We start from the raw sequence: 19,943 nt of genomic DNA on the forward strand, positions 1-19,943 counted from the left end.
ATAGTAGCGCCGAAAACCCTAAAAATATGGGGAAATCGTTGCTTTTTTGCTTCAGAGAAAGGCGGTTTCATCAAAGGAACGCAATTTCCGGCTGTGCAAACGCTCAAGCGGCATGCCCCTCAGATGCTCCATCGCGCGGATTCCGATGGCCAGATGACGGCTGACCTGCGTGGTATAAAAGGCCGATGCCATGCCCGGCAGCTTCAACTCACCATGCAGGGGCTTGTCGGAAACGCAGAGCAAAGTGCCATAGGGTACACGGAAGCGATAGCCATTTGCCGCGATCGTGGCGCTTTCCATATCCAACGCAATGGCGCGGGATTGGCTGAGCCGTTGCACAGGGCCCGACTGGTCCCGCAACTCCCAATTGCGGTTATCGACCGAGGCAACGGTGCCCGTGCGCATGATCCGCTTGAGCTCATACCCTTCCAACTTGGTCACCTCGGCCACCGCGCGTTCAAGCGCCACTTGCACCTCGGCCAAGGGCGGGATGGGAACCCAGACGGGCAGATCGTCGTCCAGCACCTTGTCGTCGCGCAGATAGGCATGGGCCAGCACGAAATCCCCCAGCGCCTGCGTGTTGCGCAGCCCGGCGCAATGGCCCACCATTAGCCACGCGTGGGGCCGCAGAACTGCGATATGGTCAGTGGCGGTTTTTGCATTGGATGGCCCAACCCCGATATTGACCAGTGTAATGCCCGATCCGTCAGCGCGTTTCAGGTGATAGGTCGGCATTTGCGGCAGCTTGAGTGGTTGCTCCAGCGCGGCATCCTTGGTTGTTATCTCGACATTTCCGGTCGAGACAAAGCTGGTATAGCCGCTGTCAGGGTCGGCAAGCTGTTCGCGCGCGTAGGCTTCGAATTCCGAGACATAGAACTGGTAGTTGGTGAACAGCACATGATTCTGGAAATGGCTGGGATCCGTCGCTGTATAATGCGCCAGCCGGGCCAGCGAGTAATCCACACGCTGGGCGGTGAACAGAGACAGTGACCCAACCTCATCATCCGGATCGCTGACACCATTAACGATGTCATCATTGGTTGTGGTGAGGTCGGGCACGTCGAATACATCGCGCAGCGTGAATCCCGCCGCCCCTTGATGCGGAACATGAAGGTTCGGATTGTTGGCCACGGCGAAATGCACCGGGATTGGGGTGTCTGACAGCCCAATTGTTACAGGTTGTGCGTGGTTCTTGATCAGCAATGCGATCTGCTGTGTCAGGTAGGAACGGAACAGGTCCGGCCGGGTCACTGTCGTCGCGTGAATGCCGGGTTCGGAAACGTGGCCAAAACTCAGCCGGCTGTCGACCTGCGCATAAGACAGGGTTTTGATGCGAATTTCCGGGTAATAGGCTCTGATCCGCTCAGCAGGCGCGCCATGTTGCAGAGCGTGCGCAAAAGCATCGCACAGGAAATGCGTGGCCGTTGCATAAAGCTCCTCCAGCCGCGCGACAGCGGCTTTGGGATCAGTGAATTCTTCGGCTTGAGGGGTCTCAGGTGTTTTTATTGTTGTCATGAGAGAGGTTCCAAGAGGTCTATTTTTTCGAATGTGCGCACATCCACTAGCCCGATGTCTGATATCCGTAGTTCCGGGATCACCACCAGAGCCAGCAGAGAATGTTGCATATACGCGTTGTTGAGCGAGCAACCGCAGGCCTGCATTGCGGCAACCATCTGCTCGGCCTTTGCGGCGACCTGAGCGGCAGGGCTGTCGGACATGAGGCCAGCGATAGGCAGTTCGACCAGCGCCAGTTCTTCGCTGTCGCGGAAAATGGTGATACCGCCGCCCACCTCGGCTAGCCTGTTCGCGGCCATGGCCATCTGTTCGCGATCAGTGCCAACAACGATCATATGGTGGCTGTCATGCGCAACGGTTGAGGCCATGGCCATTTTGCCCTGATAGCCAAAGCCAGACACAAAGGCGTTTGTAACGCCCCCTGTTGCACGGTGACGCTCCACCAGGGCGATCTGGCACACGCCGTCTTCTCCTTCGACCAGCCCGCCGATAATCGGCAGCTCGGCCTTCAACGCTTTGGTGGGCGCCTGATTTTCAACCACCCCGATCACATTGGCCCGAACGCGATTGGCCCCGGCTGGGGCTTTGATCTCAAAATCCGTTTCGTCAAGCGCGTGGCCCAGATGGACTGTATTGCGAGCGGTGTCGGGCCAGTTCAAGTGGGGGCAATCCACGGTGATTGCGCCGTCCTGGGCCACGATTCGACCGCGCGCAATCACGGTTTCGACCGGCAGTTCAGTCAGATCCGCGCTGAGGATGATATCCGCGCGCCGCCCGGGCGTGATCGACCCGATCTCACGCTCCAGCCCGAAATGGGTGGCGGTGTTGATCGTGGCCATTTGCAGGGCGATCAAAGGATCACAGCCGCAGGCAATCGCGTGGCGCACGACGCGGTTCATATGGCCGTCATTGACCAGCGTGCCGGAATGGCAATCATCAGTGCACAGGATGAAGCTTCGCGGGTCCAGCCCTTTTTCGGTAATGGCCGTGATCTGGCTTTCGACATCATACCAGGCCGAGCCCAATCGCATCATCGACCGCATCCCCTGGCGCACCCGTGCGATGGCATCGGCCTCGCAGGTGCCTTCGTGATCATCGGCGGGGCCACCGGCCACGTAAGCGGCGAAATCAGGCCCTAAATCAGGCGATGCATAATGACCGCCCACGGTTTTGCCAGCCCTCTGCGTGGCCGCAATCTCGGCCAGCATCTTGGGGTCGCCGTGGATCACACCGGGAAAGTTCATCATCTCACCCAGGCCGATAATACCGGGCCAGTTCATTGCCTCGGCCACGTCCTCGGGTGTGATCTCATACCCGGTGGTTTCCAGGCCCGGCGCAGATGGTGCGCAAGACGGCATCTGGGTGAAGATATTCACCGGTTGCAACAGCGCCTCGTCATGCATCATCCGCACACCATTCAGGCCCAGCACATTGGCGATTTCATGCGGGTCAGTGAACATACTGGTTGTGCCATGCGGGATGACCGCGCGGGCGAACTCTGCTGGGGTCAGCATCCCGGATTCGATATGCATATGCCCGTCGCACAGGCCCGGGATCATATAGCGCCCGTTTGCCTCAATGATCTGCGTGTCGGGCCCGATGCAATGCGTGGCGTCGGGCCCCACAAAGGCGATCCGACCGGCGGTGATGGCAATGTCGTGATCCGGCAGCGCCTCGCGGCTGTGCACATTGACCCAAATGCCACCCTTGATCACCGTATCTGCAGGCGCGCGCCCTGCGGCGACGGCGATGAGTTTGGGGGCTGTGTCGGGCCAACTGGGGAAAGGTGTGTATTCCATGGCCCAACTTTCCCCAATGTGCAGGAAGGTGCAACCCCTGCAAAAGCGGTATCATGAAACCGTCACAGGTTGCATTGGCGACGGCGTGCCGGGCCTCAAAAGGTCTGCCACCGAATGACTCTGCTCCGATTTTCGTTGGCCGAACCCGAATGATAGGGCAAGCTTTCAATACGCGGCAGCAAAAACCGGAGACCGAAGATGAGCGTGACGAATCTGCGAACCAACATCGACCATTGGTCGGAACGGGTGGATATGGCTGCGGCGTTCCGGTGGACCGTGCGGCTGAACATGCATGAGGCTGTGGCCAACCACTATAGCCTGGCGGTCAACGAGGATGGCACCCAGTTCCTGATGAACCCCAACCAGATGCATTTTGGACGGATCAAAGCGTCTGATCTGCTGTTGCTGGATGCCAATGATCCCGACGTGATGTCTCAACCCGGCGCACCGGATCCGACAGCGTGGGGTCTGCACGGCGCGATCCATCGCCACTGCCCACATGCGCGCTGTGTTCTGCATGTGCATTCGATCTTTGCCACTGTTCTGGCCAGCTTGGCGGACAGTACATTGCCGCCGATCGATCAGAACACCGCCACTTTCTACAACCGTTACGTGGTGGATGACGCTTTTGGCGGCTTGGCCTTTGAAAGTGAGGGCGAGCGCTGTGCGCAGATGCTGTCCGATCCCAAAAAGAAGGTCATGATCATGGGCAACCATGGTGTTCTGGTGATCGGACGTGACGTCGCGGATGCCTTTAACAGGCTCTTTTACTTCGAACGGGCCGCAGAAACATATATCCGCGCGCTGCAAACCGGACAAAAGCTTCGGATCCTGTCGGACGAGATCGCAGAAAAAACGGCGCAAGAGCTGGAAGACTATCCCGAACAGGCCGAGGCTCATATGCGCGAAATCAAGGCTTTGCTGGACGCGGAAGGATCAGATTACGCCAGCTAAGCAGGCAGCAGGGGAGGAGTTGCCATGACCGATGCAAGCCACGACGCGGAAGCCGCGCGCTGGAATTACCGGCCTGAAGGGCCTGTTGGGTTGAACCCGTTGTTCAGTTGGCCGCCGCGCCCGATGGAAGTCCTGAACTGGTACAAGGGCGCGTGGTTGCAAATAACAGCGCTGACCTTGTGCATGTCCATCGCACTGATCGTTTATTTTGCGTTTCTACCGCCGCTTGAGGCGATGCAAAGCTTTGAACCGGGCTGGATGTTTCGCATCTGGCTTCTGAATATGGTGCCTCAGATCCTTGTGGCCGGAACGCTGCATTGGTGGCTGTATATGCGCAAGGGGCAGGGGCTCTACAAAAAGTTCGACCGCCGTGACCTGACGCGAAAGAACGGCAATTTCACCTTCAGCAATCAGGTCTGGGACAATATCTGGTGGACGCTGGGCAGCGCGATGAGCGTCGCGACCGTGTATCAGTGGGTGATCTTCTGGGCCATGGCCAATGGATATGTTCCAACGGTCACATGGGCCGCCGCGCCGGTCTGGTTTGTGGTCTGGATGCTGTTCATTCCGATGTGGTCGGGCCTGCATTTCTATTGGGTGCACCGGCTGGAACATCACCCGAAGCTGTACAAGCATGTGCACGCCGTGCACCACCGCAACGTCAATATCGGGCCGTGGTCGGGGATTTCGAACCATTGGTACGAGAACCTTTTGTATTTCTCGACCTATTTCATCCACCTGATCGTGCCATCCCATCCCTTGCACCTTCTGTTTCACGTCTATTTCCAGCAGATCAGCCCGGTCCTGTCGCATTCGGGCTTCGAAAAACTGAAAGCGGGCGAGGCCGACGCGGCCAAGGCTGGCGATTTCTTTCACCAGCTTCACCACAGGTATTTCGAGTGCAACTATGGCACTTCAGAGATTCCCTTCGACAAGTGGTTTGGCACCTATCACGACGGATCTGCCGAAGCGACGGTGCGGACGAGGGCGTTCAAGAAACAGATGTATACCTAAGCGGTGCGCATCGCGCGCGGGGTGGTGCCGAACTCGGTTCGAAACGCGCGCGTGAGGGCGCTGGGGTCTTGGTACCCGGCACGCAAGGCAATCTCGGCGATGGACATGTCGGTCTCTGTCGCCAGCTTGCGCGCCAGGTTCAGGCGGAGGCGACGATAGACATGGGCGGGGCCCGCGCCCAATTCCGCCCTCATACGTGCCTCGAGCACACGCTGCGACCGCCCGACCCGCTTGGCCAGATCGGGGATGGTCAAAGGCGTCTCCAGATTCTCCTGCATCACGGCCAGCGCTTTGTTCACCGGCCCCGTCCGCGCCGTATGAGAGCGTGCGGACTCGCGGGTCATAAAGGTTTGCGCGATCTCAAGCGCCAACGCTTGGCCGTGATCCTGCCCGATCAGATGCAGGATCAGATCAAACGCCGCCATCGCGCCCGAACAGGTGATCCGGTTTCGGTCGATGACAAACCGTTCGCGGCAAGTTTCGATTTCCGGGAAACGTTCGGTAAAGGCCGTCAGCTCTTCCCAATGAATTGTGGCCCGGTACCCATCCAGTAGACTGGCCTGTGCCAACAGCCAACTGCCGGTGTCCAGCCCTGCCAGAGTGGGAAAGCGCCGCGCGGCGGCCCTGAGGCTGGCCTGCGTGCGCCAACCCCCAAGATCCTGAAACCCATAAGACGGCATCACCATCAGAATATCCCCCGACGCGTCGTGTAACCGCGCCTGCGGAGCAACCTGTAGCCCCGAGGATGAGATCACAGGTTCGGGCGTTATCGCCAGAAATTGCCAAGTATAAAGCTGCCGCCCAGACAGGGTATTGGCCGCGCGCATTGGTTCAACCGTGTTGGCAAGGCAGTGGTTGGAAAAGCCATCGAACAGCACAACACCGATTTGCCGCGTCTCGGCAGAGGATTTCGACCAAACTTGCATGGTCAACTCCTAATCCTGCATGAAATTGACCTCAAGCTGGTTCACTCTATCCCCAGCGAAAAACGGGAGCCCATGATGCAATACGGCCTGTCAGAAGAGCAGGAAATGATCGCTTCGACTGTGCGCAGCTTTGTCGAAAACGAGATTTATCCTCATGAAGACCTCGTTGAACGTAGCGGTGAGGTGCCGAAAGAGATCGCGGATGAGATCAAGCGCAAGACGCTTGAGCTGGGCTTCTATGCCTGCAACTTCCCCGAAAGTGTCGGATGCGCTGGGCTGAACCATCTGGAATTTGCCTTGGTTGAGCGTGAATTGGGGCGCGGTTCCATGGCGCTGAACCACTTTTTCGGCAGACCGCAGAACATTCTGATGGCCTGCGAAGGGGAACAGATCGAACGTTATTTGATGTCAGCGGTGCGCGGTGAAAAGATGGATGCGCTGGCCATGACCGAACCGGGCGCGGGCTCGGATGTGCGCGGAATGAAATGCGTGGCTGTGCGGGATGGTGGCGATTGGGTCGTGAACGGGACCAAACATTTTATCTCGGGCGCTGAGCACGCAGATTTCATCATTGTCTTTATCGCAACCGGCGAAGATCAGACGCCTAAAGGGCCAAAAAAGCGCATAACGGCTTTTCTGGTCGATCGCGGCACGCCCGGGTTTACCATCCGCGACGGGTACAAGTCGGTCAGCCATCGCGGTTACAAGAACATGGTGCTGGATTTCGACGATTGCCGCTTGCCGGATACGCAGGTTCTGGGTGAAGTCGACGGCGGGTTCGAGGTGATGAACACCTGGCTCTATGCCACGCGCATCACCGTGGCCGCGATGTCGGTCGGGCGCGCGCGGCGAGCCTTTGACTATGCGTTGGATTATGCCGCCACGCGCGAGCAGTTCGGGCAGAAAATCGGCAAATTCCAAGGCGTTTCGTTCCAGATCGCCGATATGATCACCGAGATCGATGCCGCCGACCTGTTGACGCTGGCTGCGGCGGACCGGCTGGACAAAGGGCTGCCTGCCAACCGTGAGATCGCCTCGGCCAAGCTTTACGCCTCAGAGATGCTGGCGCGAGTAACGGATGCGGCGATTCAGGTGCACGGCGGAATGGGATTGATGGACGACTATCCGCTGGAACGGTTCTGGCGAGACGCGCGGGTCGAGCGTATCTGGGACGGTACCAGCGAGATTCAGCGCCATATCATAAGCCGTGATCTATTGCGCGCGCTGGGCGCCTAAGGAGTCTTCATGCCAGCGCTAAGCCGCCTCTTTACCCCCAAGACCCTTGCCGTGATCGGTGGCGGCGCATGGTGTCGTGCCGTGATCGAGCAGGCGCAAAAGTTTGGGTTCACCGGTCAGATCTGGCCCGTGCATCCCAAGGCGGATGCAATTGCCGGCTTACCTGCTTTCGCTTCCATCGAGGATCTGCCTCATGCGCCGGACGTGGCTTTTGTGGGTATCAACCGTCATTCGACCGTTCAAGCTGTTGCCGCGCTCAGCCAAGCGGGCGCGGGGGGGGCGGTGTGTTTCGCCTCGGGCTTTACCGAAGCACAGGCCGAGGATGAAACCTCGGCGGATTTGCAGGCGGAATTGGTGGCCGCAGCGGCAGAAATGCCAATATTAGGGCCGAATTGCTATGGGTTCGTCAATGCGCTCGATCATATTGCCGTCTGGCCGGACCAGCATGGAATGCAGCCGGTAGATCGTGGCGTCGCGATCCTCACCCAAAGTTCGAACATCGCGATCAACATGACCATGCAGCGCCGGGCGCTGCCGCTGGCCTTCATGCTGACTTGCGGCAACCAGGCGCAAACCCATCAGGCGGATATCGCCGCGTCGCTGCTGGATGATCCCCGCATCACCGCGATTGGGGTCCATATCGAAGGTTTTGGCGATCTTAGGAAATGGGAAGCGCTGGCCACCAAGGCACAGGCTCACGGGGTACGTGTTGTTGCGCTCAAGATGGGGCGGTCGAGCCACGCTCAGGCGGCCACAATCTCGCACACAGCCTCACTGGCTGGAGGTGACGCGGGCGCGCAGGCATTTCTGGATCGGCTGGGGATCGCGCGGCTTGAGGATGTGCCGAGTTTTCTGGAAACGCTCAAGCTGTTGCATGTGACCGGCGGTTTGGATGGAAACGGGCTGAGCATGATAAGCTGCTCGGGTGGCGAGGCCAGCCTTGGCGCGGATATGGCCGAGCAGCGACATGTGTATTTCCCGCCGCTGACCGCAGCGCAAAAAACAGAACTGCGCGTGGCGTTGGGGCCGATGGTGGCCGTCGCCAATCCGCTGGATTACCACACCTATATCTGGCGCGATGCAGAAGCGATGAGCCGGGCCTGGTCAGCGATGATGGGGCCTAAAACGGCTCTAACATTGTCGATTGTGGACTATCCACACACCAATGCCGAGGATTGGGATTGTGCGACGCAGGCCGCTTTGAACTGTGCCGAACGCGTCGGTCGCCCCTTTGCCGTTGCCGCAACACTGCCCGAGTTGATGCCCGAAGATGTTGCCCACCGCCTGATGGCAGGCGGTGTCGTGCCGTTTGCAGGGCTGAATGAGGCGCTCGCGGCGGCAGAGGCCGCATCCTTGGCGCCTCCGGCTTCGGCTGACCCTGTTCTGTTGCCGTCGGACCGTAACGCTGATCAGGTTTTGACCGAAGCGCAAGCAAAGGCGCAGCTGTCACAGCATGGCGTGCGCGTGCCGCGTAATGTTGTCACCCGTCTGGACGCTCTGGGCGCGGCGGACAAGCTGAACGCGCCGTTTGCGGTGAAAGGCGTCGGTCTGGCCCATAAATCCGAACACGGGGCGGTGCATCTGAATGTCTCTCATGCAGAGCTGTCGGCAGTCGCGGCATCGATCGGAACGCCCGAAGTTCTGATCGAAGAAATGGCCCCACCCGCTGTGGCCGAGCTGCTGATCGGTGTCACACGCGACCCTGCCCACGGCTATGTTCTGACCTTGGGTGCGGGCGGTGTTTTGACCGAAATCCTGGGCGATACTGCGCAGCTTTTGATCCCTGCATCGCGAGAGGCCATTCACCGCGCTTTGATGAGCTTGCGTTGTGCGCCTTTGCTGCAAGGGTATCGCGGCAAAGCCGCTGCTGACCTTAGTGCTGTTCTCGACACGATTGAGGCCGTGCAAAGCTATGTCATTGCCAATGCCGACACACTCGGCGAAGTTGAAATAAACCCGCTGATCTGCGCTGCCCAAGGGGCGGTTGCGGTGGATGCGCTGATCCGAAAGGCACGTTCATGAACCCGATCAAAACCCGCCGCGATGGGGCCATTCTGGAAGTCACCCTTGACCGGCCCAAGGCAAATGCCATTGATTTGGCGACCAGTCGGATCATGGGCGAGTTCTTTCGCGAGTTCCGAGACGACCCCGAGCTGCGCGTTGCGATCCTTACGGGTGGTGGTGAAAAGTTCTTTTGCCCCGGTTGGGATCTGAAAGCCGCCGCGGATGGAGACGCCGTGGATGGTGACTACGGTGTCGGTGGGTTTGGCGGGCTGCAAGAGCTGCGCGATATGAACAAACCGGTGATTGCGGCTGTGAACGGAATCGCCTGTGGCGGCGGGCTGGAACTGGCGCTGAGTGCAGATATGTTGGTGGCAGCTGATCACGCCACTTTTGCCCTGCCGGAAATCCGGTCCGGTACGGTGGCCGATGCGGCAAGTGTCAAACTGCCCAAACGTATCCCCTACCATATCGCGATGGAGCTGCTTTTGACCGGTCGCTGGTTCGATGCGGAGGAAGCGCATCGCTGGGGGCTGGTGAACGAAATCGTTCCTGCCGATCAGCTGATGGACCGCGCTTGGGACCTGGCGCGCCTGTTGGCAAGCGGCCCCCCTCTGGTCTACGCGGCGATAAAGGAGATTGTCCGTGAGGCCGAGGATTCCAAGTTCCAGGACGTGATGAACCGGATCACCAAACGCCAATTGCCAACCGTGGATGTCCTCTATGGTTCGGAAGACAATCTGGAAGGCGCGCGTGCCTTTGCAGAAAAGCGCGATCCTGTCTGGAAGGGGCGTTAACGTTTCTCGAACAGGGTGATGAAGGCTTCGTCGTCTTTGTTCGGCCCGGTCGCAAGGTCTCCGTAAATCCGAACTGTCTGCAGCGCCGGAGTGGTGATTTGAGTCACTGCCAGATCAGCAAGCGCGTCAGCAAAACCAAGCGAGGAATAGTGCTTGGCGTTGATCGACAGCGTAAACAAAGCACCGGGTCGCGCGACGCGCAACAAAGCGGGCAAAACATCGGGGCCAAGATGCCCGTGCGTGAACGTGCCCGAGGACACAATTCCGGCATAGCTGTCGCGTGGCACGGGCAGGCCGACATGCAGGTCGGCCTCGATTGCGTCGCGATATACATCCTTGCGCATGGCTTCGGCCAGCATCTCGGCGCTGATATCGGCGGCATCAATTGGCCCGACGCCCAGTCCCGACAAAACCGCGCCGCACAGCCCGGTTCCTGCGCCAACATCTAACACCGGGCCCTGCCCATGGGCTGCCACAAAGGCCCGCGCCGTGTGGATATGCAGTTGGTAATCCTCGAAGGCCGCATATCCGTCATCATAGTCACCGGCCCATTCCGCATAGAGGCGTTTGTTATCTTCGGGCGATTTCAGGGCATAGGCCGAGTGCAGGTTCGGTGTCTTGTCGCTCATGGTTTCATCAAGCCGCAGCTTCGGATTCGAATCAAGTGCGGCCATCAGGCTCTTGCATCCCGGCGCTTGGCAGCCCATCAAAGGGCCATGACGGGGACACTCTTTTCATTCGGACATGGCTATTCCGCCCGGGCATTGTCGCGTGTTCTGGTGCCGCAGGGATGGCGCGTGATTGGCACGTCACGTGACCCGGAGCAGATGGACGCCATCCGCGATGCTGGTGCCGAGCCGTTGGTGTGGCCGGGCGATGACGTGAATTTCGATGGCGTCACGCATCTGCTGATCTCGACCGCGCCGACGAAAGAGGGCGATCCTGTTTTGGCGCAATTGCAGGATGCGATCGCTGCGCGCGCGCGCCAGTTCGAATGGGTGGGGTATCTGTCTACGACGGCTGTATACGGTGACCACCAGGGGCGGTGGGTGGACGAAACGACCCTTGCGACGCCAACGGCTGAACGCGGACGTTGGCGCCTGCGGGCCGAGGAGCAATGGGCCTCAATCCCCGCTTTGCCTCTGCATATCTTTCGCCTGGCCGGTATTTATGGCCCTGGTCGTGGGCCATTCTCGAAGCTGCGCAAGGGTGGTCTGCGCCGGATCATCAAACCTGGTCAGGTGTTTTCACGCATCCATGTGGATGACATAGCTCAGGTATTGGCGGCCTCGATGGCCCAGCCCAATCCGGGCGCGATCTATAATGTCTGCGATGATGAGCCGGTGCCACCACAGGACGTGATCGGATATGCGGCGCAGCTGCAAGGTTTGCCGCTGCCACCTGCGGTTCCGTATGATGAGGCCAATCTGACACCCATGGCGCGCAGTTTTTACAATGAAAACAAGCGTGTGAAGAATGACCGGATCAAATCAGAGCTGGGTGTCAAACTGCGCTATCCCAACTACCGTTTGGGTCTTGAGGCGCTGATGCAAGACTGAGCCAGCGCCCCAAGCGTTTGCTTTATTCAGCGTCGATGCCGCCCATGCAGATATATTTCATCTCCATGAAATCGTCCAAACCATAGCGCGAACCTTCGCGGCCCAGACCCGACAGTTTGACGCCACCAAATGGAGCCTCAGCTGTTGAGATCAGGCCGGTATTGACGCCGACCATCCCGTAATCCAGTCCTTCGGACACACGCCAGACGCGCGCCAGATCGCGGGAATAAAAGTAGGACGCCAAGCCAAAATCGGTATCATTTGCGGCGGCTACAACCTCGCTTTCGGTCTCAAACTTGAACAGTGGAGCGACGGGGCCAAAGGTTTCCTCGGTCGCGACGGCCATATCGGATGTGACACCGGTCAGGATTGTGGGCTGGAAGAACGTGCCGCCCAGCTCGTGCGGTTGACCACCCAGCGTGACCTGAGCGCCTTTTGAGGTCGCGTCCGAGATATGCTCGGTCACTTTCTCAACCGCGGCCTGATCGATCAGCGGGCCAAACACGATGCCTTCGTCAAACCCGTTGCCCGTGGGCAGGGTCGCCACCTTGGCGGCCAGTTTTTCGGCGAACGTGTCATAGACACCGCTTTGCACATAGATGCGGTTGGCGCAGACGCAGGTTTGCCCATTGTTGCGAAACTTCGAGATGACGGCACCGTCAACCGCCGCGTCGATATCTGCGTCGTCGAACACGATAAAGGGTGCGTTGCCTCCCAGTTCCAAACCCAGTTTCTTGATGGTCGGGGCACATTGCGCGTAAAGCTGCGCGCCGATTTCGGTCGAGCCGGTAAAGGTCAGTTTGCGCACAGTGGCATTCCCGGTCATCTCACCCCCGATCGCGCGCGCGGATCCGGTCACCACCGAGAACAGACCGTCCGGCAGCCCGGCGCGTTCGGCCAGAACTGCCAGCGCGATGGCCGAAAACGGCGTTTGGCTGGCGGGTTTCAGAACCATGGCGCAGCCGGCCGCCAACGCCGGGCCGGCTTTGCGTGTGATCATCGCGTTGGGGAAGTTCCAGGGCGTGATGGCCGCAACAACACCGATGGGCTGTTTCACCGTCAATATGCGTTTGTCTGGCGCGTGGCCCGGTGTGACGTCGCCATATGCGCGGCGGGCCTCTTCGGCAAACCATTCGATAAAGCTGGCACCATAGGCGATTTCGCCCGTGGCCTCGGCCAGAGGTTTGCCCTGTTCCGCGGTCAGGATGGCCCCCAGATCGCTTTGGTTTTCCATCATCAGCTCATACCAGTGGCGCAATACCTGGCTCCGCTCTTTTGCGGTGCGCTTGGCCCAGCCATGGCGGGCCTCTTCGGCGGCGGCAATGGCTTCAGCGGTCTCATCCGCGCCCAGTTTGGGGACGTGACCGATCAGTTCGCCGGTGGCCGGGTTGGTGACGGCCAGATCTTTTTCAGGATCAGCTTCAATCCATCGCGCACCCACAAGGGCGGCCTGTCGCAACAAACTTGGGTCTTTTAGTGTGATCATTGCTGATTCCTTTGGATTACACAGTGGAGGTTCGGTGCGATGCGCCCGAGACAGCGGGACCATACTCTTAGTTGACCTGTGCCGAAAGGCAGGTTTCGCGGCAAACTGCCTATGAATTCGCGTTCCTTTGCCGGTTTTCTGAGGTTCTGGCTTCAAATCTTTTTCCAGACCCGTCATAGGTAGACGCCGCATACCGGGTGACCAGGTCGTGGCAATCGAAGTTGCACGGGATTGAACAAGGCAGACTTAATGACGTTGCAAAACCCTTTTGACGAACCCGGTCCTGAAGAGCTTCGAGCATTCTATCTGGATACAGAACATTTCGACCATGAATTTGTTGCGCAAAAAATGGGAATTCCCGGGGCAGTCGGGCGGGCCGATATCCTTGATCGGTGGATGAAAGCTGGTGCCTCGTCCAAGTCGGACCCAAACGCGTATTTTGATCTCAAAGCCTATGCTTCCAAATGGAAAACCAAGCCTTCGCATGCGCTTCAAGATTTCCTGGTTCATGGCTGGCGTGTTTGTCGTGACCCTTCAGAGTCGCTGGATATCTGCCAGTTTCTATTTCACACCAGCACGGATACCTTCGCGCGAGAAGCCGCGTTAAGTAATTTGTTGTCTCAGAGTATTCGAGACAAAGTGGCTGCGTCAGATGGGTTAAGCGAGCGAGAAAGATCGCTTTCCGTGGTGACGATCAATTACAACAACAGAAACGGGCTGTTGCGCACCATTGAATCGGTGGCCAGTCAATCCGACCAGAATTTTGAATTTGTGGTTGTCGATGGTGGATCAACAGACGGATCTGTTGAACTTATCAAAGAGAACCAAGATCGCATCAACATTCACGTGTCAGAGCGCGACAACGGCATATTTGACGCCATGAACAAAGGAGCCCGAATGAGCAGCCGCGAATACGTGGTGTTCATGAACTCGGGCGATGCGTTCTTTGATGATCAAGCGGTCGACTATGTGAAGTCATGTCTTGGATATGCGGATATTGTCTATGGGCATACTTGCACCATGGGATCAGACAAGATCATGCCGCACAAAGCCCTGATGTCGACGGGCATGGCGTTTTCTCATCAGGCGCAATACACGCGCCGAGACTGGTTGTTGCATCAACCGCTGGATACCACATCGCCCCTATCCGATTGGAAATTCAATGCCGTCGCGTATCTTAACGGCGCTACCTATCGCGCGCTGGACAGAAGGCTTGCAAGTGTAGAGCCCTATGGATACTCAGACGAAAATCATTTGATGCGCTACCTTGAACGACGGTCAATCGCGCAAAAGCTTTATCCTTTCTCAAAAACCTACAATTGGTTTCAAGGAGAATTGGAGCGACGCAACGATTTGAAAAAGGCGATTGAAGAAGCGGAGCAATTGTCGCAATGAGAGATCAGAGTGCATCTAAAAGCATGAATGTGAAAGGTGACGGCGTGGACGCATCGGCGAACAGCGTAGTAATTTTCGGCGTGGGACGATCAGGCACGACCGCTTTGTTCCACTACCTTCACAAAGCTTATCAATCGATGCAGCAAGATCACCAGATACGGTACGAGCCCTTTTTGTGGGGTGTCAAACAAGATGATCTGGACACTGCGTTTACGACTACAGACGAACTCTCTGTTCCGGGCATGTATGCGCACACGCAAACCCCATTGTTCCTGAAAGGCGCCGAGCATGAGGCGCTTGACCGGTTCATCTCGGATTTGACGCTGGATGACACACCTTTTTTGGTGAAATTCATCAAGGCCAATGGACGGATCGATCACTTTCTGAAGCGCTGGCCAAATGCAAAATTCGTTTTCATTTTTCGCGAACCCTGTTCGGTGGTGAACTCTGTGTTGCCGATGTTCAGCTTCTTCGGCGATGAATACCATCCTTCGGATACGCGCAGGTTTCCGTCTCAGGCCCTTCTTGATCCTTCCGTTTTTCATGCAGCATCTTATGCGGTCAAGCAGTTGATGTATTGGCGCGTCATGAACGAAGCAGCCATTGAAAGCCTGGATCGCTATCCCGACCGAATTCTTCCGGTGTCGCAGGAAGCTTTGTTGCTCGACCCAAAAGCAACATTGAGCAAGGTCATGGACTTTTGCTTCCCCGGGGCAGAGAACAATAGCGCGATCGTTGACGAGCTGGCCGCCGGACGCGAAGGTCAAAAACCAAGATTTGCGTTCAAAAACTTGGGTGTGACCGACTTTGACGAGTTCCGGTCGCAAATGGACTGGTACGAAAAAACACTTTTGCCGCGTTGCCAATCTGGTGTCGATGTCAACTATTCCAAAATGCGTGACACCATAAACGCCGCTTGGACAAAGGGACGATTTGCTGACTCGTTGCCAGAAGGCATTCCCAGAAACACGATCTCGATGGCGCTCAGGCATGACTATCTGGACAATTTCGGCACAACGAGGCGGATTTTTAACAGCGAAGGTGCTGTTGTCTTCCGTGGATCACTGTTCTCGCGCTTCCCGTTGAGTTGGAAAACCATAGTTGGTGGTGCCATGCCACTTGGGCGCACCACTTATCTAAGATTGCATAATGCAACCAGCGTGGAAGACGGGCTTTTGCCGGAAACCTGCGAGTTGAAAAAACGAAATTCGGTTTTCAAGCTTAAGGTCTACTTGCTCTGTGCGCTGGGAAAGACACTTCCAGCCGACAAGTACTTTTCGGGAATACCGTCAACATCCAATGATCACGGGATCGTCTTGTCGCGAAAAGGGAATGTGTTCAGGCGAGTTTTTTCATCCTTGAGAATTTTAAGGAAAAGGGAAATCCCGCTGCGCAAATTTGACGTTTTCGTCGTTGACAAGTAACCGAATGAATTGGGTTACACCCTGCCGAATACGTGGTGCGCAGACACTGCAAAAGCGGTTTTGTCGGGCGCCATAAGGAAAAAGTAATGAGCGATACACCTGCGGTTCCGGTCTATTTCGAAGGTAAAACCCTGGCCGAATTGGAAGCGGGTTTACGCAAAGGGTATCTTCGAAAAAGCGGATGGATCGAAAGCGCAACGCGGAAGATGTCGGTGCGCATGGGCGAGCCTATTCCGCGTTACACCTATCCCGCGCTTGAGTTCTTGGAAAAAGAGATCAAGTCAGATGTCAGCCTGTTCGAATATGGTGGCGGGCAGTCGACGGTGTTCTGGTCAAAGCGGGTCAACCGTATTGTCAGCGTTGATCACGACCCTCGGTTTATTGCACATCTCAGAAAGCAACTGGACCGCAAAGCTGAATTGCACGTGGTCGAGGAAAACGCCGCCCTTTCCGAGACGGCGTCCGAGCATTTGTCTGCAGCCCCCGCATTCCAGGACCCTGAGCGAAGTAACAACGCCTTCCTGACGGGACAATTGAACACACCGTTTCAAGCCTACGGCCTGCACATTCTGGAGTACCCAAAAGACACGTTCGATGTAGCGATCATCGATGGGATGGCGCGCAATCTGTCAACTTGGGCTGCGCTTCGGTATCTGCAAAAAGACGGGATCATCATCTTTGATGACGCCGAGCAGGCCTATTACAGCCAGGCCTTGCAAATGCTTGAGGATGCCGGATATCGCCGGATCGACTTTTCCGGTCTGGGTCCGGTCAGCGCCGAGGGGTGGACAACATCGGTGTTTCATCAGGCACCCCGGTTTCTCAATGTGGCCGGTGCCGCCCCGGTGACACCAGAGGTGGCAGCGGTGGAGCAGCAGGACAAGACCGGTATCATGGTCATCGGCTATAACCGGCCCAAACATCTGCAAACCGTGCTTGAAAGCCTGAAGCTGCAGGGTCGGCTATCAGATGTTCATGTCTGGATCGACGGCACCCAGGGGCGCGGTGAGTTTGACGGCGTGAACAAAGAAACGCTTAAACTCGCAGAATCTTATGACGTTGCCGAAATTCATGCACTGCGATCACATGTTGGCATAGAAAAGCTGATGCTGGACTCGCTGGATTGGATGAGCCTTCGCTATAGCCGTGTTCTGGTTCTTGAGGATGATTGCTTCCCGGTAGAAGGCGCGATTGATGCTTTCGATGCCGTTCTGGACGAAGTGAAGAACAACCCAAACGTCTATTCGGTTTATGGCCATCATTTTGGGGTCGAACCCGAGCACGACCCGAATTTCACGCGTTTTCAAGGTTGGGGCTGGGCTGCTCATTCAAGCCGCATCCGTGCGCTTATTCCGGAACTGCGTGACATGTTCCTGATGTCCGAAGATGACTATATCGCGCATGTTGAAGACACCAAAACCAAAGATGTGGTCGAACGCCTTGATCGGACGCCGGGCCGCGATGTTTTGAATGTTCTCAAGCTGTATTTCTCGTGGGATTCGGCAACGGCATTTGTAACCGCGCGTCGCGGGATGACACATCGCAGAACGCCAGACCCAGTGATTTTGAACAGCGGCATCGTAGCCGGGATCGGCCATTTCCGGGAAGACAAGCCCTGGCTGCGCAAACCGCCATTCAACATGGTGACGGTCGATGAGGTTTGGGACCTTTATAGTCAGCCCAAGGCCAAGAAAGGCACGGCCAAATAGGCCACTTTGATCGTCGAAACTCCTATGGTGCGGTTGAGTTTTCTTGATCCTCAAGGATCATATCGGCAGCCTTTTCAGCGATCATGATTGTAGGGGCATTTGTGTTTCCCGAAACCAGAGTGGGCATCACCGATGCATCGACAACGCGTAACCCGCTGACGCCGCGTACGCGTAGCGCCGGATCAACAACCGCCATTTCATCAGTACCCATTTTGCAGGTGCCGACGGGGTGATAGATCGTATCCGCCCGCGCGCGAATGTGTTGTTCCCAGTCGGCATCCGTCTGCGCCGTCTCGGTCCCGAACATCTCACGATGTTTGTACGCGGCAAGCGCTGGGGCTTCCACGATCTCGCGGGTCATGCGCGCGCCTTTGATCAGCGTATCCAGATCTCGGGCGTCGGACAGAAATCGCGGATCGATCGCTGGCGCCGCCATCGGATCAGCGCTGCCAAGCGTCACTGTTCCTCGGCTCTCGGGTCGCAATTTGCAGACATGGCAACTGTACCCGTATCCCATATGCAATTTGCGAGCGTGGTCATCGACCAGCGCGATGGTAAAGTGCAATTGGATATCTGGTCGATCAAGATTGGGGCTTGTTTTCAGAAAGGCTGCCCCTTCGGCAAAAGGGGTCGCGGCCATGGACTTTCCGCTTTGCCGCCAACGCCAAATATGGCGCAGCAGGTTCACAGTTCCAGTGAGCCCGATACCGAAATTGTCGGTATCCCTGGTTTTATACGACAGTATGAAATCCAAGTGGTCCTGCAGGTTCTGACCAACACCAGGTAGCGCATGTACCGTATCGATCCCATGCGCGGTAAGGTTATTCGGGTCGCCAATCCCCGACAGCATCAAAAGCTGCGGCGACTTGAATGCGCCTCCGCATAGTATGACTTCGCGCCGGGCTGTGACCGAAATGTCCGGGCCCTTTCCATTCTTGCGATACACCACGCCGCTTGCGCGCCGTTCGTTGAAAGTGACGCGCTGAGCAAAAGCGCCCGTGATCACAGTCAGGTTCGCGCGCTTCATGACCGGAAACAAATAGGCCGCTGCAGCCGAGCATCGCTCGCCATTGCGAGCGGTGTCATGAAACTGGGTCACCTGATACAGGCCTGCCCCTTCATTGTCGCCTCTGTTGAAGTCATGCGTTTCCCGATGCTGCAATTGGGTTGTCGCTTCGACAAAGGCGCGCGAGATCGGGCGCTCTGCCCTTTGATCCGAAACCTGTAGTGGACCATCACCTCCGTGATCGTCATCCGACCCGCGTTCATTGTTTTCAGCCCTTTTGAAGTAAGGCAGAACACTGTCCCAATCCCAACCTGTGCAACCCTGGCTGGCCCAACCGTCATAATCCTGGCGTTGCCCCCGGATATACAGCATTGCATTGATCGCGCTGGATCCTCCGAGCGCCTTGCCGCGCGGCTGATATCCTTTGCGCCCGTTCAAACCGGGTTGTGGAACCGTTTCAAAGGCCCAATTGTTGATCTTGGGGCGTCCCGGCAGCATCGCGACAACCCCCGCTGGCATACGCACAAGAATGCCATCGCCTGATCCCCCGGCTTCCAGAAGACACACTTTTATGCGTGGGTTCGCACTCAGACGGTTCGCCAGAACTGACCCGGCAGAGCCTCCTCCTAAAATGACATAGTCAAATTCCATACCATCCTCCCTGAAGTCCCCGTAACGCCAGTCACGCGTCGCAGCTGTATGGAACCACTCTGATAGGTTGTGTGAAAAACACAATCGGGCGGGCCGGGAACGTCGCGTCAGGTGGTCCGAGATCTCTGCATCGGAGTTTTTGTTCAGGCTGAAACCATGTGGGGTTGAGTGCGATCGGATAGGGCTCTGTCCGTGAACGGGAAGACACACCCCACCGAAGCTCCGCAATCCCACCGAATCCAGACCTTGCCTTTGGTTTGGGCTCGGTGCTGCTGTGTTCTGTATCGGCAAATCAGACATTTCAGCGGAAAAGTTAACTTAACATATTGTTTTTGTTAAATTTCAGAAACCTCCCGAATTATTTTGAAGTTTTTTCAAAATGGGGGTTGCGGCTGACAGACCTAATCCGTAAATACCCCTTCACCGGCGCAGCTGAGGTTGTGCGGACCCACTGGAGAGACGGTGTGACGG

Annotated in this window: 15 protein-coding genes; 9 read left to right on the plus strand and 6 right to left on the minus strand. The window is 57.1% G+C overall.

Annotation, left to right across the window (positions count from 1 at the left end; all coding sequences use genetic code 11):
- Nucleotides 1-51: 51 nt before the first annotated feature.
- Complete coding sequence (locus tag GOW40_RS21065) at nt 52-1,515, minus strand: AMP nucleosidase (RefSeq protein ID WP_171133768.1); 1,464 nt, start codon at nt 1,513-1,515, stop codon at nt 52-54.
- On the minus strand, nt 1,512-3,314 hold the full coding sequence (gene ade / locus GOW40_RS21070) for an adenine deaminase (protein ID WP_171133767.1): 1,803 nt from the start codon (nt 3,312-3,314) through the stop codon (nt 1,512-1,514). The genes GOW40_RS21065 and ade overlap by 4 nt, the downstream gene beginning before the upstream one ends.
- Nucleotides 3,315-3,512: 198 nt before the next feature.
- Here ade and GOW40_RS21075 point away from each other — a divergent pair, with 198 nt between their 5' ends.
- Nucleotides 3,513-4,268, plus strand: a complete 756-nt coding sequence (locus GOW40_RS21075; RefSeq protein ID WP_171133766.1) for a class II aldolase and adducin N-terminal domain-containing protein — start codon at nt 3,513-3,515, stop codon at nt 4,266-4,268.
- Nucleotides 4,269-4,292: 24 nt separating this feature from the next.
- Nucleotides 4,293-5,282: a sterol desaturase family protein gene (locus GOW40_RS21080; RefSeq protein ID WP_171133765.1), complete on the plus strand. Its 990-nt coding sequence runs from the start codon at nt 4,293-4,295 to the stop codon at nt 5,280-5,282.
- On the opposite strand, the gene GOW40_RS21085 is transcribed toward GOW40_RS21080, so the two are convergent.
- On the minus strand, nt 5,279-6,208 hold the full coding sequence (locus GOW40_RS21085; protein ID WP_171133764.1) for a GlxA family transcriptional regulator: 930 nt from the start codon (nt 6,206-6,208) through the stop codon (nt 5,279-5,281). The two genes, GOW40_RS21080 and GOW40_RS21085, sit on opposite strands and share 4 nt — an antisense overlap.
- A gap of 75 nt (nt 6,209-6,283) precedes the next feature.
- On the opposite strand from GOW40_RS21085, the gene GOW40_RS21090 reads away from it, so the two are divergent.
- The 3 genes from GOW40_RS21090 to GOW40_RS21100 are packed head-to-tail and all read left to right on the plus strand — an operon-like array spanning nt 6,284 to nt 10,242.
- On the plus strand, nt 6,284-7,444 hold the full coding sequence (locus GOW40_RS21090; protein WP_171133763.1) for an acyl-CoA dehydrogenase family protein: 1,161 nt from the start codon (nt 6,284-6,286) through the stop codon (nt 7,442-7,444).
- Between the two features lie 9 nt (nt 7,445-7,453).
- Nucleotides 7,454-9,466 (plus strand): acetate--CoA ligase family protein, encoded by a 2,013-nt coding sequence (locus GOW40_RS21095; protein ID WP_171133762.1) that lies wholly within the window; start codon nt 7,454-7,456, stop codon nt 9,464-9,466.
- Nucleotides 9,463-10,242 carry a carnitinyl-CoA dehydratase gene (locus GOW40_RS21100; protein ID WP_171133761.1) on the plus strand — a complete coding sequence of 260 codons (780 nt, stop codon included), beginning with the start codon at nt 9,463-9,465 and terminating at the stop codon, nt 10,240-10,242. Before GOW40_RS21095 ends, GOW40_RS21100 begins: the two co-directional genes overlap by 4 nt.
- On the opposite strand, the gene GOW40_RS21105 is transcribed toward GOW40_RS21100, so the two are convergent.
- A complete protein-coding gene (locus GOW40_RS21105) occupies nt 10,239-10,871 on the minus strand; it encodes a class I SAM-dependent methyltransferase (protein ID WP_171231150.1) in 633 nt (210 codons plus the stop codon). The genes GOW40_RS21100 and GOW40_RS21105 overlap by 4 nt on opposite strands.
- A gap of 87 nt (nt 10,872-10,958) precedes the next feature.
- Here GOW40_RS21105 and GOW40_RS21110 point away from each other — a divergent pair, with 87 nt between their 5' ends.
- On the plus strand, nt 10,959-11,801 hold the full coding sequence (locus GOW40_RS21110) for an SDR family oxidoreductase (RefSeq protein WP_171133760.1): 843 nt from the start codon (nt 10,959-10,961) through the stop codon (nt 11,799-11,801).
- 22 nt (nt 11,802-11,823) lie between these two features.
- On the opposite strand, the gene GOW40_RS21115 is transcribed toward GOW40_RS21110, so the two are convergent.
- On the minus strand, nt 11,824-13,287 hold the full coding sequence (locus tag GOW40_RS21115; RefSeq protein ID WP_174840425.1) for an NAD-dependent succinate-semialdehyde dehydrogenase: 1,464 nt from the start codon (nt 13,285-13,287) through the stop codon (nt 11,824-11,826).
- Between the two features lie 249 nt (nt 13,288-13,536).
- Here GOW40_RS21115 and GOW40_RS21120 point away from each other — a divergent pair, with 249 nt between their 5' ends.
- The 3 genes from GOW40_RS21120 (at nt 13,537) to GOW40_RS21130 (ending at nt 17,815) form a co-directional block, all read left to right on the plus strand.
- Nucleotides 13,537-14,682: a glycosyltransferase gene (locus tag GOW40_RS21120; RefSeq protein WP_217352335.1), complete on the plus strand. Its 1,146-nt coding sequence runs from the start codon at nt 13,537-13,539 to the stop codon at nt 14,680-14,682.
- Nucleotides 14,683-14,705: 23 nt separating this feature from the next.
- Nucleotides 14,706-16,106, plus strand: coding sequence for a sulfotransferase (locus GOW40_RS21125; RefSeq protein WP_171231151.1), 1,401 nt, complete (start codon nt 14,706-14,708; stop codon nt 16,104-16,106).
- An 86-nt stretch (nt 16,107-16,192) separates the two neighbouring features.
- Entirely contained in the window at nt 16,193-17,815 is a 1,623-nt protein-coding gene (locus tag GOW40_RS21130; RefSeq protein ID WP_171133757.1) for a hypothetical protein, read from the plus strand.
- 22 nt (nt 17,816-17,837) lie between these two features.
- On the opposite strand, the gene GOW40_RS21135 is transcribed toward GOW40_RS21130, so the two are convergent.
- Nucleotides 17,838-19,472 (minus strand): GMC family oxidoreductase, encoded by a 1,635-nt coding sequence (locus tag GOW40_RS21135; RefSeq protein ID WP_171231152.1) that lies wholly within the window; start codon nt 19,470-19,472, stop codon nt 17,838-17,840.
- Nucleotides 19,473-19,943 lie beyond the last annotated feature (471 nt).

Origin of the sequence: Ruegeria sp. HKCCA6707 (assembly GCF_013033515.1) — a bacterium.
In the GTDB taxonomy this organism is placed as follows: domain Bacteria; phylum Pseudomonadota; class Alphaproteobacteria; order Rhodobacterales; family Rhodobacteraceae; genus Ruegeria.

Bases quoted from the DNA above. Each gene is read 5' to 3' on its own strand.
- GOW40_RS21065 (WP_171133768.1), bottom strand. From the start codon at position 1,515: ATGACAACAATAAAAACACCTGAGACCCCTCAAGCCGAAGAATTCACT.
- ade (WP_171133767.1), bottom strand. From the start codon at position 3,314: ATGGAATACACACCTTTCCCCAGTTGGCCCGACACAGCCCCCAAACTC.
- GOW40_RS21075 (WP_171133766.1), top strand. From the start codon at position 3,513: ATGAGCGTGACGAATCTGCGAACCAACATCGACCATTGGTCGGAACGG.
- GOW40_RS21080 (WP_171133765.1), top strand. From the start codon at position 4,293: ATGACCGATGCAAGCCACGACGCGGAAGCCGCGCGCTGGAATTACCGG.
- GOW40_RS21085 (WP_171133764.1), bottom strand. From the start codon at position 6,208: ATGCAAGTTTGGTCGAAATCCTCTGCCGAGACGCGGCAAATCGGTGTT.
- GOW40_RS21090 (WP_171133763.1), top strand. From the start codon at position 6,284: ATGCAATACGGCCTGTCAGAAGAGCAGGAAATGATCGCTTCGACTGTG.
- GOW40_RS21095 (WP_171133762.1), top strand. From the start codon at position 7,454: ATGCCAGCGCTAAGCCGCCTCTTTACCCCCAAGACCCTTGCCGTGATC.
- GOW40_RS21100 (WP_171133761.1), top strand. From the start codon at position 9,463: ATGAACCCGATCAAAACCCGCCGCGATGGGGCCATTCTGGAAGTCACC.
- GOW40_RS21105 (WP_171231150.1), bottom strand. From the start codon at position 10,871: ATGAGCGACAAGACACCGAACCTGCACTCGGCCTATGCCCTGAAATCG.
- GOW40_RS21110 (WP_171133760.1), top strand. From the start codon at position 10,959: ATGACGGGGACACTCTTTTCATTCGGACATGGCTATTCCGCCCGGGCA.
- GOW40_RS21115 (WP_174840425.1), bottom strand. From the start codon at position 13,287: ATGATCACACTAAAAGACCCAAGTTTGTTGCGACAGGCCGCCCTTGTG.
- GOW40_RS21120 (WP_217352335.1), top strand. From the start codon at position 13,537: ATGACGTTGCAAAACCCTTTTGACGAACCCGGTCCTGAAGAGCTTCGA.
- GOW40_RS21125 (WP_171231151.1), top strand. From the start codon at position 14,706: ATGAATGTGAAAGGTGACGGCGTGGACGCATCGGCGAACAGCGTAGTA.
- GOW40_RS21130 (WP_171133757.1), top strand. From the start codon at position 16,193: ATGAGCGATACACCTGCGGTTCCGGTCTATTTCGAAGGTAAAACCCTG.
- GOW40_RS21135 (WP_171231152.1), bottom strand. From the start codon at position 19,472: ATGGAATTTGACTATGTCATTTTAGGAGGAGGCTCTGCCGGGTCAGTT.